Here is a 15014-nt window from a genome sequence, read left to right on the forward strand (position 1 = left end):
GGTTCAGCCGCAATGGCGGCGACAGGGGCGGCCAGAAGGCCAGCCGCACCGACCAGGGCGACAAACGACGATCCACAACTCAACCCAAAACGCGCCATCTTCACTCCCCCGGCGCGCCCGGGCCTTCACAACGAAGCCACATTGTTCAACGCGCTGAAGGGTGAGACGAGAGTTTGAGCGATCCTTAGTAGTTCGACTGCGGAATTATTTTCAGGTCAGCCCTCGGGGGCCTTTAGCTCGATGTCGCCGCCCAATCGCCGATCTGCTTTCAGGCCATAGAGCGTCGTCATCGCCGTGACGAACTCCATGGGCTTTCCAATGGCGAAGTCGCCGTTGACGCGGGTGTGGGCGGGAACGTCGGCGCTCAGAATGACCTTGTCGCGGCTGTAGCGGTTGATCTCGTCGACCGCGTCTTCGAGCGGGGTGGCGCGAAAACTCACCCGCCCCTCGGTCCAACCCGTGGCGACGGCGAGATCCGTCGGAACCGGCGCTGGCGCGACGTTTCGTCTGCCCGTGGTCAGGGTTTGGCCGGGTTCGAGCGTCCAGGCTGCGGATCGACTGCCGCGTTCAGTGACGGCGACCTTGCCTTCGGCGAGCACGACCTTGGCGCCGCCGTCAGCGCGCCTGACGTCGAAGCGTGTTCCGAGAGCGCGCACCTCGGTGTCGCCGGCCACGACGACGAAGGGGTGCGCATGATCGTGCGCGACGTCGAAGAAGGCTTGCCCACGGAGCAGTTCGACGCGACGCAGGCCGTTGTCGAAGCGCACCTTCAAGGCCGTGTCGGTGTTGAGCCGAACCCGCGTGCCGTCGGGGAGTTCAGCGACCGTCTGGCGTCCAATGTCGGTCGAATAGGTAGGCGCCGTGAGCTTCCAGACGATGACGGATGCGGCGACTAAGCCCGTGATCGCGATGCCAACGGCCCAGCGCTGGCGCGCTTTGGACAGCATGTTGCGGTGCCAGGGTGGCGGCGCTGGCGCGCGGCGCTGGCGGGCGGCGTGCGCGATGGCGCGCATGTCCGGGTCATCCTGCAGCGACAGCGCCAGGCGACTGATGTCCTCGATCCGATTGTAGGCGGCGAGGTTGTCGGGGTTCCGTCGCCAGGCCTGGAACGCTTCAAGGTCCTCGTTTTCGACAGGCGGATTCAGGAGCCGCGTGAACCAATCGGCGGCTTCACGCTCCTGCTGGGTCGGCTCGTTCCGTGCCTCAATCATCGCCCATTTGCCTCGGTCGCATGGCCGCTGCGGTGAGTTCGTACGCGAGACGCAATCGGTGATTCACGGTCGTGTAGGGAATGCCCAACGTGTCCGCGATCTCCTGGTACGCCATCCCCTCGATATTCTTCAGAACGAAAACCTCGCGCAACTCAGGCGGGAGGTCCATCACGATTTTCTTCAGGGTAAGTGTTTCGTCCTGCGCGGCTGGTGTTCCCATGCGCGTGAAGAAGCTGTCGTCGACCGTCTGCGAAAGGCCGCTTACCCGGTCACGCTTCTTCAGATCGAGCACCAGATTGCGCGCGACCTGGAGGAGCAGGGCCTTGGTGTTGCGCAGCTGTCCGGCCGCTGCGTAGGGCGCCACCCGCAGGAAGGTCTCGGCCACGATGTCCTCAGCCATGTCGCTCCCCCACTGCTTCCTGACCGCCGTTCGAAGCCAACGGTTGTAGCGGCGAAAGAGGTTGTCGCCTGACGCGGCGATGGCCGCTGCTGTCGGTGCTGGGGGAACGGAGCCGTCCACGGAGAAACTTCCAACCTGGGATTGCTCACAGAATCCTACGATCAACTGAACATGAAAAGACTATAAATGAAGAAACTGAGCGTTTGCCGGTCTGTGTGACTTCGCATTGGTCCGTGATCCTGTTCGCGTCGTTGAAGTGGGCGCGCAGGGCGTATGGCCGTCTTGGAAGTACAAGTTGGTCGGCTCATTCGTCATCACCGACGGCAGGCAGGGCTTACCCAGCCTCAGCTCGCTGAAATCGTTGAAATGCAGGTCGGCTCCTTGAGCCGCATTGAGCGCGGCAAAGCGGCTCCGAGTTTTTCCACACTGTCGAAGTTGGCGGAGGCGCTTGGCGTGGAGGTCCGGGACTTCTTTGGTGTCGGAGACTTCGCAGCCGGCGAGGGACGCGAAGACCCGCTCTCAGAAATCGTCCTACTTGTCGCGAAGGCACCGGTGAAGGTTCAGCTCCGGGTTCTAAAAACTGTCAGAGCCCTGATCACTGAAGAATAGCGATCTGCTGATAAACGCGCGCCAACTCGCCGAGGAGTAGGCAGCGAGTCTGCGTCACCTACGCGGCCACAATCAGTGCTCGTGCGCAAGTGTGGCAACTTAACCTTGAATTGTACTGTGGCGCTTCGCAGTAGCGTCAGGTCTCTGGCGCCATGCAAGCATGGCCGCGCCGCTCGATCCTTCGAGACCGGATCGCGCCGCGGGCGGCTGGCGCGCGCGGCTGCGGCTTAGTGTGCCGGACCTGGCCTGGGAATTCCTCAGGCGCAATGTCGAGTACCGCGCCGAGTTCGCCAGGGTTTCGCGCCGTCCCGCACGGATTGATCCATGCTGGGGGCTGCGGTTCGGCGCCGACCCTGACGTCCCTGCGCCGCAAGCCGAGATCTACTGGCGGCCTGAGGCCGCTCCAGGACTGGTCGTGCCGTTCGAGCAGGACGCTCAGATGTCGGCGGCCGAACCGCGCTCATGGCGTCTTCCGGGCGCAGGGCGGCGGGCCGAGGACGGTCTTCATGTGCGGATGCCGGAGGGGCTGCAGCTGCAGTATCGACGCGGCGTCAGACCAAGCGAACCGCTGCTCGTCGTGCTGGCGTTCGACCAGGATTTTGGCCTTCGAGTACGCGCTGTCGATCGGTTGAACCGCGCGGTGGCGGGACTGGCGCCGCCGCCCTCTCACGTCACCGCCGCGCAGCGCGAACGACTGGCCAAGAGTCTCCTGGCTCTGGACGGCGACCTTGCGGGCGACAGCTATCGCGCCATCGCCGGCGCCATCTTCGGCGAAGCCTCGATCGCCCGGGAGCCGTGGCGCACCTCGTCGCTGCGGGCAGCCACCATTCGCCTGGTTCAGGCCGGGCGGCAGTTGATGGATGGCGGGTATCTGAAGCTCCTGCGGGGCGGCCTCTGAGGGGGTGACGAAAACGGCGCCCCCCGTCTGCGTCATCCACCCCAGGCGAGGGGCCGCGCCAGCCTATCCGAACGACACCGGCCTTCTCCGGGCGTCGCCGAGGATACGCCATGAGCAGCGACGCCCCGTCTGCACCCCAACGTCATCTTAAAACGATCGAGGCCGCACGGTTTCTGGGCCTGTCCGATCGAACCTTGGAGAAGCACCGGTCCTACGGCACCGGGCCTGTCTACCGGAAGATCGGCGGACGGGTCGTCTATGCGCTGGACGATCTGATCGCCTGGTCCGAGCTCGCGGCCCGTCGATCGACGACCGATCCGGACGCTCAGATCGTGCCCGCGGCCAAGCGCCAGGCAGAGTCCGGGAAGCGTTTCGTCGCCCCGTCGGCGTCGACCGCGCGGCGCGGATCATGAACGCCCAGGTCGAACTCCTTTGGCTCGACGGCCAGATTGAGCGCTGGATCCGGTTCGGCCGGAGCGCTGAGGAGCGGTTCATCGACCGCCGCCGACGCGTCGTCGCCTTCGCGCCCGGCGCCATCTTCGGGTTCGTCCGGTGGCGCGCGGGCGACTACGGAACCGTCGAGTCCAGGATCGCCGTGCTGCGCGCGGTTCGTCCTGGCGAGCCGTTCACGACCTATCCCTTCGTCGCGCCGGGCGCCGAGGTCCTGCTGAACCTCAGCGGCTGGTCGCGGGTCCAGATGGTGCTGGACGCGATCGATGCGATCGAGCGGATCGGGCTCTCGGCCGCCGCCGTGGCGCCGGATCACTGGCGGCACATCGGCGCCAGGGTCGGGGTCGGGCTGCCGCCCCGGTCCTACGATCGCGCCCGCCACCGCGCGTGGCTGCTGCGCCGGAACCTGGGTCGATGAAGGGCTGGTCGTTCATCGTCGCAGCGATGGTGACCAGCTGCGCGCTCGTCGTGGCGCCGGTTGTCGCGGCGTTCGAGAAGCGCTTGATCCTGAACACGACGGCCAGCGCGCCGCTGGGGTTCTACTGGCTGGACGGAAGGGCGCCGAGGGCCGGGGATCTGGCTCTGGTTCGGCCGCCGATGGACCTGGCGCGGTGGATGGCGTCACGGCGCTACCTGCCGCTCAACGTGCCGCTGATCAAACGGATCGCGGCGGTGAAAGGGCAATCGGTCTGCATCCAGGCCGGCGTGGTCCATATCGACGGGGTCGCCGTCGCGCGTGTCCTGGATCGTGATCGGCTGGGGCGCACGTTGACCGCATCGACGCTCTGCCGCCACCTGGGACCCGGCGAGATCTTCCTGCTGAACGCCGACCCGAGAAGTCTCGACGGGCGCTACTTCGGCCCTCTGCCGCGCCAGACCGTCGTCGGCCGCTTGACGCCGCTTTGGACCTGGGAGCGCTGACATGGTGCGCGTGCTCCTTCTTTCCTTGTTCGACCCGCCGACCAGATCTTTCCTCGTCCCGACCAAGGCCGCGGCAGCGGTCGCGCGCAGACGCGGTCAAGGACGGCCGGTAGGCCGGCGCGCCTGGCGCGCTTTCCTTGACGGTGGCGAGCACGGCCGCACGCTTGCGGATTTCGGGACATCTGTTCGGGCTGCACGGCCAGGGGGCTCGATCCTGGCCGCCTGCGTGCTCGCGGTGGTCGTCTCGACAACAGCGGCGACGCCGTCCCAAGGGCGCGTGCTGGCGCAGGACATCGACGCTCCCGCCAACAGCATCGTCGACGAGGCCGCGGGTCGGTTCGGGCTCCCGGCGAGCTGGATTCTGGCGGTGATCCGGGCCGAAAGCCGAGGAAATGCGCGCGCCGTCTCGACCAAGGGCGCGATGGGGTTGATGCAGCTGATGCCCGACACTTGGCGCGCCCTGACCGCGCAACATGGTCTCGGTGACGATCCTTTCGATCGCCGCGCCAATGTGCTGGCCGGCTCGGCGTACCTGCGCCAGCTCTTCGACCAATTCGGCCGCGATGGCTTCCTGGCGGCGTACAACGCTGGCCCAGGGCGCTATGCCGATGCGCTCGCCGGTCGTCGTCGTCTGCCAGCGGAGACGGTGAACTATGTCACCGAAGTCGAGCGGACGATCGCGGCCGCGCCGCGCTCCGCGGGAGGCGCGGCTGTCAAGGATTGGCGCGTGGCGGGTTTGTTCGCGAAGCCCGGTCCCAGCGCGGAAGACGCGCGCGGCGATGGCCTCTTTGTCCAGGGCGCGCCGCGGTGATCGGGCGATCCTTGAGCCGGGAGAAGGGGGGGAAGGGAGGTCGCTGGGGGAGGGTTTGCGACCTCGTAAGCGTCCGGCCGCTGCACATCCGTCAGGTGTTGACGTGATTTCCGCCGGGATCTTGTCAGGTGGTGGCTGCGTCAGCGCGGGCGAGGACGGTCTTCGCGCGCTTGACCGCGTCGCTGAACTCGTCGCTCTGCCAGTAGTCCTCGTCGGCGACTTGGTCGAAGGCGTCCTCCGACCGGCGGGTCAGTTCGCGCAAGGCGGCGAGCGCTTCCGTCAGCAGTTCGGCCTTGTCATCGCTCTGCGGAACTTGCGTCACGTCGTCGTTCCTCTTGTCATTTCGGCCGCTGGACGGCTGACACCCGGTTCGTCTGACTTCTACCGGTTTGCAGCAGTTGCGTCAGGCCTCGGCTTTGTCAGCGCGTTTCCAGGCCCAGGGCAGCAGCTCGTCGAGGCGGTTGACGGGATGGCCTTCGACCATCCGCTCCAGCACATCGCGCAGGTAGGCGAAGGGTTCGACGCCGTTCATCTTGGCAGTCTCGATCAGCGAGGCGACCACGGCCCAGCGGGCGCCGCCGCCGTCGCTCCCGGCGAAGAGATGGTTCTTGCGGCCCAGCGCGACGGGCCGGATCGAGCGCTCGACGGGGTTGTTGTCGAGATCAACGCGCCCGTCGGCGAGGAACAGGCAGAGGCCTTCCCAGCGGCCGAGCGCATAGCGGATGGCGTCGGCAAGGGCGCTTCGTGGCGGCACGCGGGCCAGCTCCCGTTCCAACCAGATCTTCAGCGCCGCCACCAGCGGGCGGGAAGACTCCTGCCGCGCGGCCTTGCGCAAGGCCGCCGACTGTCCACGCACCTGGGCTTCGATGGCGTAAAGCTCGCCGATCCGACGCAAGGCCTCGACGGACACGGGCGACTTGGTGGCCTCGGCGATCTCATAGAACTTACGCCGTGCATGCGCCCAGCAGGCGGCCAACTGGACCTCGCCGGACGCAGCCAGCGGCTCGAAGCCAGCATAGCCATCGACCTGCAGCACGCCCTTGAATCGCGCCAGATGAGCAGCGGGGCGCTCGCCTCGGCGGTCTGGCGCATAGACGTAGACCGCGCCGGGCGGCTCCGGCCCGCCCCAAGGGCGATCATCGCGGGCATAGGCCCACAGACGTCCTGTCTTGGTGCGCCCACGACCCGGATCGAGCACCGGGATGGGCGTGTCGTCGGCGAAGAGATGGCTGCTGGCGAAGAGGTTTGCGGCCAGCCTGTCGTGCAGGGCTTCAAGCCACCAGCAAGCCCCGCCTACCCATCCGGCCAGCGTCGAGCGCTCCAGATCGACGCCATGGCGGGCGAAGATCTTAGACTGCCTATAGAGCGGCGTGTGATCGCAGTACTTGCTGACCAGCACCTGGGCCAGCAGCGCGGGCGTGGCCAGTCCGCCGGCGATTGGTCGCTCTGGCGCGGGCGCCTGAACGACGCTGGCGCAGGCGCGGCAGGCATACTTGGGGCGCACGATCCGGATCACCCGCAACTGCGCTGGGACCCAGTCGAGCATCTCGCTGACGCTCTCGCCGATGCCATGCAGCGGCCCGCCGCAGACGCAGACCTGGCGCTCGACATCGAGCACGCGCTCCTCGCGCGGCAGGTGCTCGGGCAAGGCTTTGCGCTTGGGCTGCATTGGCCGAGGCGCGGGCAAGACGTCAGGGCGGCGCGCTTCGACAGCGGCCAGATCGGCCTCGACATCTTCCAGGCCCAGCGCCAACTGATCGGGATCCAGGCGCTCGGAGCGGCGGCCAAACTGCGCGCGCTGGAGCTGCTTGATGATGGTCTTGAGCCGCTCGATCTCGCCGTCCCGCGCCTCGACGAAGCCAGCCATTTCGCGCACCAGCTGGTGCAGCAAGGCCGTGTCGGTAGGCAGGTTTTCCAGATCCAGCCGCATGCCCGATTCTACACTTTTCGGACTCCGCGACCAAGCCATTTCCCCTTGTGGCGCAAGGGTTTTGGCGGTGTTTCAGCCGGCGATGGCGGGCCGCCAGGTGCGCTCTGGGAAGCGCCAGTCGATGCCCTCGATGAGCATGGAGAGCTGCGCGGGCGAGAGCACCACGGCGCCGCCCGGCGTGGTGATCTGGGGCCAGACGAAGCGGCCATGCTGGAGGCGCTTTGTGAACAGGCAAAGGCCTGTCCCGTCCCAGTAAAGCAGTTTGATCGTGTCGGCGCGGCGGCCTCGGAAGGCGAAGAGATGGCCCGAGAACGGGTCTTCCTTGAGCACTTCCTGGACCAGCATCGACAGGCCTTCGAAGCCCTTGCGCATGTCGGTGTGGCCCAGCGCCAGATGCACCTTCACGCCCGACGGGATGAGCATCATCGGGTCGCCTCGCGCTCTTTGACGTACCGCCGGACGGCGTCGGGATCGCTGCCGGGCGGCGCGAACACCCGTCGTCCGTCGCCCAGATCGACGGCGATCGCCCCCTCGGGAATAGGCAGCGGTATGGCCGTGGCGGGGATTTCGCCGGCCGCCTTGAGGCCCTCGCCCGTGAGCCTGACCCGCGCCAACTGTGCGCGCTCGCCTTGGCCAAGGCCCATCTGGGCGCGCCAGCGGAAGAGCATGCTGGTGACAACGCCGTGGCGTCGGGCCACCGCACTGACCGTGGCGCCGGGCGCTTCCGTCTCGGCGACCATGGCGCGCTTTTGCTCTTCGCTGAACGTGCGCCGGCTGGAGCGGCCGTCGCCCTCGCGCAGCGTGCGAGGCGCCTCCGTCAAGCCGGATTCAGCGCGGCCGGCCTTAGCACTAGTGCTTCGTCTGGACCCCACATACGGGCGGGCGCTGGGATGAACGAGCTCTCTCCAGTCGATCCCAAGGGGCTCTTCATCGAGCCGGCGACGCCATTGCCGCAGCGACGACGGCGTCAATCGATGGGCGCTGGCGTACTCGGCCGCGCTCAATCCGCTCCACAATTGGGCCTCGACGTGCATGGCCCAGAACGCCTGAACGGCCTTGTTGCGGACCTCGTTTGTCGAGCGTCGCGGCGACGGCTTTGCCTTGCGCGAAGGCTTGTGGCGCAAGGCGTCGGCGTCGCCGATCACCTTCAGCCAGCGCCCGAACGTCTCGCTGTTGAGCCGGTGCTGCTGGCAGTAGGCCGACCTCGAAAGGCCGCTCAGACGCCAGGCCTCGACGTGGACCGCCCACCACATCCGCAGCGCACGGTTTTGGTACCGCTTCGAGGCCACCGCCGTACTCCCTCACAGATCAGGAGCCAGAGATGGTTGATCCCGCTGGACGAGAACAAGAGTGCAACAACCGGACGCAAACGCGACCTCGGCGAAGATGGCGAGATAAAAGGGCCGGGACCAGATTGGTCCAAGGCCTTGATGGTGTTGAAGAATTTCCGGGACCGCGTTCACCGCCAAGGTCCCGGCTTTTCCACCTTCCTGAATGTTTTCAGGAGTTTGTCCGGGACCAGCCGGTTCGATGGCCCCAATGTCTGACGATCAGGACTTCTTCCTGCGGCTGGGCCGGATCGGCGATCGCGGCGCGGCGAATATGGGGCGCGCCCGCAGCTTCGTCCGGGAGGTTCTCGCCGCCAGCCGCAAGAGCGGGCAGGGCGCGCTGGACCTGAAGGGCAGGGGGCGCATCCGACGGTCTGGACGCGGTCGTGACGCCAGCGGTCGGTCGTCGGTGAGCAATCGCCGGGTGATCATCAAGGCCCGGATCGTCCGGCATGGCGGTGCTCGGTATCGCGCGGCGCCGCTGGCTAAGCACATGGGCTATCTGCGCCGGGAGGGGGGCACCCGGGACGGCGCACCCGCCGAGATGTTCGACCGTGACGGAGCGGCCGACCACGACGCCTTCGCCGAGCGGTGCGAGGGGGACCGGCATCACTTCCGCTTCATCGTTTCGCCCGAGGACGCCGCGGCGCTGGACGACCTGCGCGCCACTACCCGCGAGCTGATGGCCCAGGCCGAGAAGGATCTGGGGACACGCCTGGACTGGGTCGCGGTCGACCATTGGAACACCGAGCACCCCCACGTCCATGTGCTCATCCGAGGCGTCGCGGCCGATGGCAAGGACCTGGTGATCGATCGCGACTACATCGCCCAGGGCCTGCGTCACCGCGCCGAGGCGCTCGTGTCCCTGGAACTGGGGCCGCGGACGCCGGCGGAGGTGGCCGCCAGCCTGGACCGCGAGGTCGAGGCCGAACGCTGGACAAGCCTGGACCGGAAGCTGCGGGACCGGCTGGGGCCCGACGGCCTGGCCGATCTGCGGCCGGACGGCCCGACCGACCAAGGTCAGCTGCGCCTGATCGGTCGGGCGCGGTTCCTCGAGAAGCTCGGTCTCGCCGAGGGAACTGACGGGCGCTGGCGGCTGGATGAGGACCTGGAGGCGCGCCTGCGCGCCCTGGGCGAACGTGGCGACATCATCAAGACCCTGCACAAGGCCTGGGGGCGGGATCGCGATCCCGCGGACCTTCGGATTCGAGGCGAGGATCTCGATGCCCCGCTGATTGGGCGGTTGTCCGACCGGGGCTTGCACGACGAGCTGAGCGGGCAGGCCTATGTGGTGGTCGACGGCGTCGACGGACGGCTGCACCATTTCCGGTTTCGCGACCTGGAGGCGACGGGGGATACGCCGATCGGCGGCCTGGTCGAGATCCGGCTACCGGCTGTCGAGGGCGCCAAGCCCGTGCTCGACCTGGTCCATCGCGCGGACCTGTCGATCGGGCAGCAGATCACCGCCTCCGGGGCCACCTGGCTCGACCGTCAGCTGGTCGTCAGGGACCCGTCGCTCTTGGCCGGGCACGGCTTTGGGCAGGAGGTCCGCGCGGCCCTGGAAGACCGCCGCGCGCACCTGCAGCGTCTGGGCCTGGCCGACCGGGCCGGCCGTCCTAGGCCCGGCCTGCTCGCCCTGCTGCGCGCGGAGGAACTCGAGCGCGTCGGCGGCAACCTCAAGGCGGAAGCGGCCGGGGCCTACAGCGAGGCCAAGGCGGGCGACCTCGTCCAGGGCGTCTACCGGCAGCGCGTGGATCTCGCCTCGGGCCGGTTCGCCATGATCGACGACGGCCTTGGGTTCCAGCTCGTGCCCTGGACCAGGACCTTGGACGACCGCCTCGGGCAGGCGGTGACAGGAACGATGACCCCGGGAGGAGGGGTCGATTGGGCGCTCGGACGAAAGCGGGGGAGAGGGCTTTGACAGCGAGTCCCCTCCATGAGTGGAACGAAGATCCTCTGGGGCCAGATCCTGGTCGTCGGCCTCTTGGCCTTGGCCGGCGTCTGGCTGGCGACTGAATGGACGGCCTGGCGGCTGGGGTTTCAGCCGCAACTTGGACCGGCATGGTTCTACCTCGGCCGATGGCCGATCTATCCGCCGCCGGCCTTCTTCTTCTGGTGGTTCGTCTACGAGGCCTATGCGCCCGGCGTGTTCGCGCGCGGCGCGTTCATGGCGGCCGGCGGCACGGTCGCCGCCATCTTCGTCGCCATCGGCATGTCGATCTGGCGCGCGCGCGAAGCCAAGAAGGTCACCACCTACGGCTCGGCGCGGTGGGCCACCGAGGGCGACGCCAAGGTCGCCGGACTGCTTGGCCCGGACGGAGTCGTCCTGGGCCGGCTGGGCGAACACTATCTTCGCCACGATGGCCCCGAGCATGTCCTGTGCTTTGCGCCAACGCGATCCGGCAAGGGCGTCGGCCTTGTGGTGCCCAGCCTTTTGACCTGGGCCGGGTCGGCGGTGATCCACGACATCAAGGGCGAGAATTGGCAGCTGACCGCAGGCTTCAGGGCCAAGATCGGTCCGGTCCTGCTGTTCGATCCGACCAATCCGCAGTCCAGCGCCTACAATCCGCTGCTGGAGGTGCGCAAAGGGGCGACCGAAGTCCGGGATGTGCAGAACATCGCCGACATCCTGGTCGATCCAGATGGCGCGCTAGAGCGTCGGTCGCACTGGGACAAGACCAGCCACAGCCTGCTGGTCGGGGCGATCCTTCACGTCCTCTATGCCGAGCCCGACAAGACGCTGACGGGCGTGGCCAACTTCCTGGCCGATCCCCGCCGGACGATCGAGGCGACGCTGCGGGCCATGATGGCCACGCCCCATCTCGGCGACCGCGTCCACCCGGTCGTCGCCAGCGCCGCGCGCGAACTTCTAAACAAGAGCGAGAACGAGCGGTCGGGGGTGTTGTCGACCGCGATGAGCTTCCTGGGCCTCTACCGGGATCCGATCGTGTCGGCCGTGACCGCCCGCTGCGACTGGCGGATCGACGACCTGGTGACGCCGGGACGTCCTGTCTCGCTCTATCTGGTGGTTCCCCCGTCGGACATCAGCCGCACGCGGCCGCTGATCCGGCTGATCCTCAATCAGATCGGCCGACGGCTCACCGAGGGCTTGGAAACCGCGCGCCATCGGCCCCAGCTGTTGATGATGCTGGACGAGTTTCCGGCGCTCGGTCGGCTCGACTTCTTCGAGCAGTCGATGGCCTTCATGGCCGGCTATCGCATCAAGGCCTTCTTGATCGCCCAAAGCCTCAATCAGATCGCCAAGGCCTACGGCGAGAACAATTCCATCCTCGACAACTGCCACGTCCGGGTCGCGTTCTCGACGAACGACGAACGGACCGCCCGGCGGATCAGCGACAGTCTCGGCACCGCGACCGAGATGCGGGCGATGAAGAACTACGCCGGGCACCGGCTATCGCCCTGGCTCGGCCATCTGATGGTCAGCCGCCAGGAGACGGCCAGGCCTTTGCTGACTCCGGGCGAGGTGATGCAACTCCCCGCCGACGAGGCGATCGTCCAGGTGTCGGGCGTCGCGCCGATCCGGGCCAAGAAGGCGCGCTACTATGTCGACCGCGAACTGGCCGCCCGCATTGCGCCGCCGCCGGACAAGCCCGCGATCCTTCTGCCCGCGGAGGTCTCCGAATGGGTGTCGACGATCGTGGCCAAGAGCGCGCCCGAAAAGGGTCATGGCGACGTCGACGACGAGGGCGGCCTGAAGATCGAGCCTGAACTCGACCCGCCGGAGACGATCATCCCCGTCGAGCCGGCCGAGGTCGAGCTGGACCTGGATCTCGAAAGTGATGATGGCGTTCAGGCCGAACAGTCCCGCCGGTTCCGGGCGGCGGCGCGCATCGCGGCCCTGGATCCTGACGACGGAATCCCGCTGTGAAGGTCCAGACGAAGGTGTTCATGGCCAGGGATCTTTCCCTGGCCCTGGACGCGGCTTCACGGCGCATGCGCAGGTCCAAGTCCGAGATCGTGCAGGCCGCCGTGGCGGCCTACCTGTCGCCGGACGGTGAGGAGATGGCCGAAGCGGCGATCACGCGCCGCCTCGACCGGATCACACGGGAAATGGAGCGGCTGGCGCGGGACGTCACCATTTCCAACGAAGCCATCGCTCTGTTCGTGAAGGCCTGGTTGACCGCGACGCCAACCCTGTCCGGAGGAGATCAGAAGGCGCAGAACGCCAAGGGGCACGAGCGATATGTCGGGTTCCTGGAGGCCCTGTCGCGGCGCCTGGCGTCCGGGCGCCTGTTGCGCGGCGAGATTCTGGAAGAGGCCGACGGCGACGAGCAATAGCCCTGAACAGGCCATCCTCACTTCCGGCGCCGCACCGCCCAGACCAGGGCGGCCGTGGCGGTGACGAGCGAGGCCAGGGCGGTGATGTGTTCTGGGGTCATGTGGGGCTTCCTTCAAGTGGCTCTGCCCTGCTTGAAGGATTTCTTGAACCTGCACAGGCCATGACCGAGTCCGTGTCCCCCTAACCCGGGGTCGTACCCACCCGCAGGTCACGACGCGGTTGGTACTCCTTGCTGTCGCCGCGCTTTTCGAAGAGTTCGCGGATGTGACGCGCGATCCATTTGTCGTCTGACGTGAAGGTCCATTTGGGATCGTTGCGGATTTGCTCCTCGACCATGCGGGCGCATCTAGACAGAGAGATCTGCGAGTTTTGGGCGATGATCGCCTTGGCGATCAGTCGCAGCTTTTCAGTGGCCGATCGGCTCTTCTGCCGTTTGCCAGCCTTGAAGCGGGCTTGTTGTTCGTCCGCTTGGAGACCACGCACCGCGGGCGCCAGCAGCCGCTCTTCAGCCTCGGCCCGGGCCATCAGGTAGCCGAACACGGCATACGGCGCAGGATCGTAGCTGCTGTTCCCTTCGACCAGAGCAAGGATCGCGCGCTTGTAGGTCTCCGAGAGATCGGGTGACGGCACCGGCCATGCTTCCAGCGGCTCATCGACAAGCTCGTTTATGTCCTCGATCTCGGCGCGGACGCCCAGGCGTGCCAGTAGGGCCTGGTAAGCGGAGCTGTAGTCCTCGACGAAGACGAAGGCATCGGTAGCTTCCTCGGTCAGCAGCACCAGCGGGCGGGTCGCCTCGGAAACAGTTTTGTCGGCGTGCAGTACGACGATGCGCGCTTGCTTGCCTTTGTGGGCGTCGTCGTCGCCAAACTGGGCGAAGGGCGACTTCAGCTGCGCGGTGCCGACGACGCTGATCACGACCAGGCTGCCCGGCTCGACGTCGATGACATCGACGGTCTTGGACATGAAGTCGCGGATCCACGGCGGCGTCCATGGGAAGATCAGCTCCGGCCCATACATCGACTGCCGCTGGCCGTAGGTCCCGAGGGTATGCAGGGGCTTCCAGACCTCCTTGTCGACATCGCATGTCAGGTGGAAGCAGACGCCATCGACGACGACGGGTTCTGGGCTCTCCCAGGCTTCGGCCAGGTCGAGCACTCGATTGATGTGGACCCTGTCCTCGGCGCTCAGTTCGAAGGTTTCGTCGTCAGACATTCGGAATACCCCGCCCTGGCAGCGCCAGCTCTACGCCGGCGAAGGGCTGGAGCGCGCTGGGCGGCGGCCAGTCCCTGTAGGCGTAGTCGATCAGGTCACGGACCAGCTCCGGCAGGCCCGCCGTCGGGCCGGGCTCCAGCGGCTCGCCATGGGCCAGGCGATTGCGAATGTCGGGCAGGGTCGGTCGGATGGGGCTCTTTAGTACGAGCCGCCGGGTCACCTGGCCGCCGTGTTTCTGGCAGAAGGGCAGGGCGGCGTCGGTCAGGCCATCGCCGGTGACGATATAGTCCAGGGCCTTGCCGAATGACGTCCGCATCAGCTTGTGCGGGTTCTTGGGATCATAAACTGGGCGCGGCTTGGTCAGGTGGCCATAGCGATCGACCACGGCGTACTCCAGCGCCGTGAAGGTCAGCAGGTCCGCGGCAATGAGGTGGTCCGGCGACAGCCAAGCGAAGAGATAGGACGTCTGAACGCGTGTCCATCGCTCGGATAGCTTCAGCGGCGTGTGGGCGTTGAGGCTGAAGGCGTCGACGAACGCATACCAGTCGTCGAAGGTGTTGAAGGCGCGCCAGGCCGGGACGAGATCGCGATCGGGCCAGGGGACGCCCATGACGCCCTTCTGGCGGCGGAGCTTCGCGGCGAGGGGTTTCAGGGCGGCGTTGGTCGGCATGGGCCAAGCCTAGCCGTAGATCGGGTCGCATGGGAACCGGACGAAGGGCTTCTCCTTCACTGCACTCGCTCGCCCCGGGATGGCTCCCGCGTCTCGGCGGCGGCGGGCCTTCCAAGTCTAGCGGATAGGGCCGATCCGCCGTTTCCCCTTTTACCGCGCGAAATCCCGACGGCTGGATTCGGCTGTTGAGGTCGTCGGATTCCAGGTCTTCTTACTCATCCCCGTAAGCAACGGGGACCCGCCGTGGACCTTTCCGAACATCAAGCTGGACGCG

18 protein-coding genes are annotated in these 15014 nt (G+C 67.0%); 10 read left to right on the forward strand and 8 right to left on the reverse strand.

What is annotated here, in order from left to right; genetic code table 11:
- Positions 1-215: 215 nt before the first annotated feature.
- Positions 216-1211, reverse strand: a complete 996-nt coding sequence (locus tag CSW60_RS20910; RefSeq protein ID WP_099539007.1) for a FecR family protein — start codon at positions 1209-1211, stop codon at positions 216-218.
- Positions 1204-1731, reverse strand: coding sequence for an RNA polymerase sigma factor (locus CSW60_RS20915; protein WP_161495669.1), 528 nt, complete (start codon positions 1729-1731; stop codon positions 1204-1206). Before CSW60_RS20915 ends, CSW60_RS20910 begins: the two co-directional genes overlap by 8 nt.
- 153 nt (positions 1732-1884) lie before the next feature.
- Here CSW60_RS20915 and CSW60_RS20920 point away from each other — a divergent pair, with 153 nt between their 5' ends.
- The 6 genes from CSW60_RS20920 to CSW60_RS20945 all read left to right on the forward strand — a co-directional run bounded on the left by CSW60_RS20920 (position 1885) and on the right by CSW60_RS20945 (position 5300).
- On the forward strand, positions 1885-2220 hold the full coding sequence (locus tag CSW60_RS20920) for a helix-turn-helix domain-containing protein (RefSeq protein WP_081612932.1): 336 nt from the start codon (positions 1885-1887) through the stop codon (positions 2218-2220).
- A gap of 160 nt (positions 2221-2380) precedes the next feature.
- Positions 2381-3118: a DUF2285 domain-containing protein gene (locus CSW60_RS20925; protein WP_099539009.1), complete on the forward strand. Its 738-nt coding sequence runs from the start codon at positions 2381-2383 to the stop codon at positions 3116-3118.
- A 110-nt stretch (positions 3119-3228) separates the two neighbouring features.
- Entirely contained in the window at positions 3229-3531 is a 303-nt protein-coding gene (locus CSW60_RS20930; protein WP_004620359.1) for an AlpA family transcriptional regulator, read from the forward strand.
- The gene (locus CSW60_RS20935) at positions 3528-3986 is read left to right on the forward strand and encodes a DUF2840 domain-containing protein (RefSeq protein ID WP_004620356.1); all 459 of its coding nucleotides are present in this window, start codon (positions 3528-3530) and stop codon (positions 3984-3986) included. Before CSW60_RS20930 ends, CSW60_RS20935 begins: the two co-directional genes overlap by 4 nt.
- Positions 3983-4489: a S26 family signal peptidase gene (locus tag CSW60_RS20940; protein ID WP_004620353.1), complete on the forward strand. Its 507-nt coding sequence runs from the start codon at positions 3983-3985 to the stop codon at positions 4487-4489. The genes CSW60_RS20935 and CSW60_RS20940 overlap by 4 nt, the downstream gene beginning before the upstream one ends.
- Before the next feature lies 1 nt (position 4490).
- Positions 4491-5300, forward strand: coding sequence for a lytic transglycosylase domain-containing protein (locus tag CSW60_RS20945; protein WP_004620351.1), 810 nt, complete (start codon positions 4491-4493; stop codon positions 5298-5300).
- Between the two features lie 124 nt (positions 5301-5424).
- Here CSW60_RS20945 and CSW60_RS20950 read toward each other — a convergent pair whose 3' ends face one another.
- The 4 genes from CSW60_RS20950 to CSW60_RS20965 all read right to left on the reverse strand — a co-directional run bounded on the left by CSW60_RS20950 (position 5425) and on the right by CSW60_RS20965 (position 8519).
- A complete protein-coding gene (locus CSW60_RS20950; protein WP_099539010.1) occupies positions 5425-5622 on the reverse strand; it encodes a hypothetical protein in 198 nt (65 codons plus the stop codon).
- Between the two features lie 81 nt (positions 5623-5703).
- A complete protein-coding gene (locus tag CSW60_RS20955) occupies positions 5704-7230 on the reverse strand; it encodes an IS66 family transposase (RefSeq protein ID WP_099539011.1) in 1527 nt (508 codons plus the stop codon).
- Between the two features lie 72 nt (positions 7231-7302).
- Positions 7303-7656 (reverse strand): IS66 family insertion sequence element accessory protein TnpB, encoded by a 354-nt coding sequence (gene tnpB / locus CSW60_RS20960; protein WP_099539012.1) that lies wholly within the window; start codon positions 7654-7656, stop codon positions 7303-7305.
- Positions 7653-8519: a transposase gene (locus CSW60_RS20965; RefSeq protein WP_201723098.1), complete on the reverse strand. Its 867-nt coding sequence runs from the start codon at positions 8517-8519 to the stop codon at positions 7653-7655. The genes tnpB and CSW60_RS20965 overlap by 4 nt, the downstream gene beginning before the upstream one ends.
- Before the next feature lie 36 nt (positions 8520-8555).
- Here CSW60_RS20965 and CSW60_RS23300 point away from each other — a divergent pair, with 36 nt between their 5' ends.
- The 4 genes from CSW60_RS23300 to CSW60_RS20980 are packed head-to-tail and all read left to right on the forward strand — an operon-like array spanning position 8556 to position 12857.
- Complete coding sequence (locus CSW60_RS23300) at positions 8556-8777, forward strand: hypothetical protein (RefSeq protein ID WP_143324232.1); 222 nt, start codon at positions 8556-8558, stop codon at positions 8775-8777.
- Entirely contained in the window at positions 8770-10479 is a 1710-nt protein-coding gene (locus tag CSW60_RS20970; RefSeq protein WP_099539014.1) for a DUF3363 domain-containing protein, read from the forward strand. Before CSW60_RS23300 ends, CSW60_RS20970 begins: the two co-directional genes overlap by 8 nt.
- A 15-nt stretch (positions 10480-10494) precedes the next feature.
- The gene (locus CSW60_RS20975) at positions 10495-12447 is read left to right on the forward strand and encodes a conjugal transfer protein TraG (protein ID WP_004620346.1); all 1953 of its coding nucleotides are present in this window, start codon (positions 10495-10497) and stop codon (positions 12445-12447) included.
- A gap of 20 nt (positions 12448-12467) precedes the next feature.
- Positions 12468-12857 (forward strand): hypothetical protein, encoded by a 390-nt coding sequence (locus tag CSW60_RS20980; protein WP_004620344.1) that lies wholly within the window; start codon positions 12468-12470, stop codon positions 12855-12857.
- 181 nt (positions 12858-13038) lie between these two features.
- On the opposite strand, the gene CSW60_RS20985 is transcribed toward CSW60_RS20980, so the two are convergent.
- Together CSW60_RS20985 and CSW60_RS20990 are read right to left on the reverse strand one after the other, a co-directional pair.
- Complete coding sequence (locus tag CSW60_RS20985; RefSeq protein WP_004620342.1) at positions 13039-14070, reverse strand: hypothetical protein; 1032 nt, start codon at positions 14068-14070, stop codon at positions 13039-13041.
- Positions 14063-14740, reverse strand: coding sequence for a hypothetical protein (locus CSW60_RS20990; RefSeq protein ID WP_004620340.1), 678 nt, complete (start codon positions 14738-14740; stop codon positions 14063-14065). The genes CSW60_RS20985 and CSW60_RS20990 overlap by 8 nt, the downstream gene beginning before the upstream one ends.
- Between the last annotated feature and the right edge of the window lie 274 nt (positions 14741-15014).

Source organism: Caulobacter sp. X (genome assembly GCF_002742635.1).
Lineage (GTDB): Bacteria > Pseudomonadota > Alphaproteobacteria > Caulobacterales > Caulobacteraceae > Caulobacter.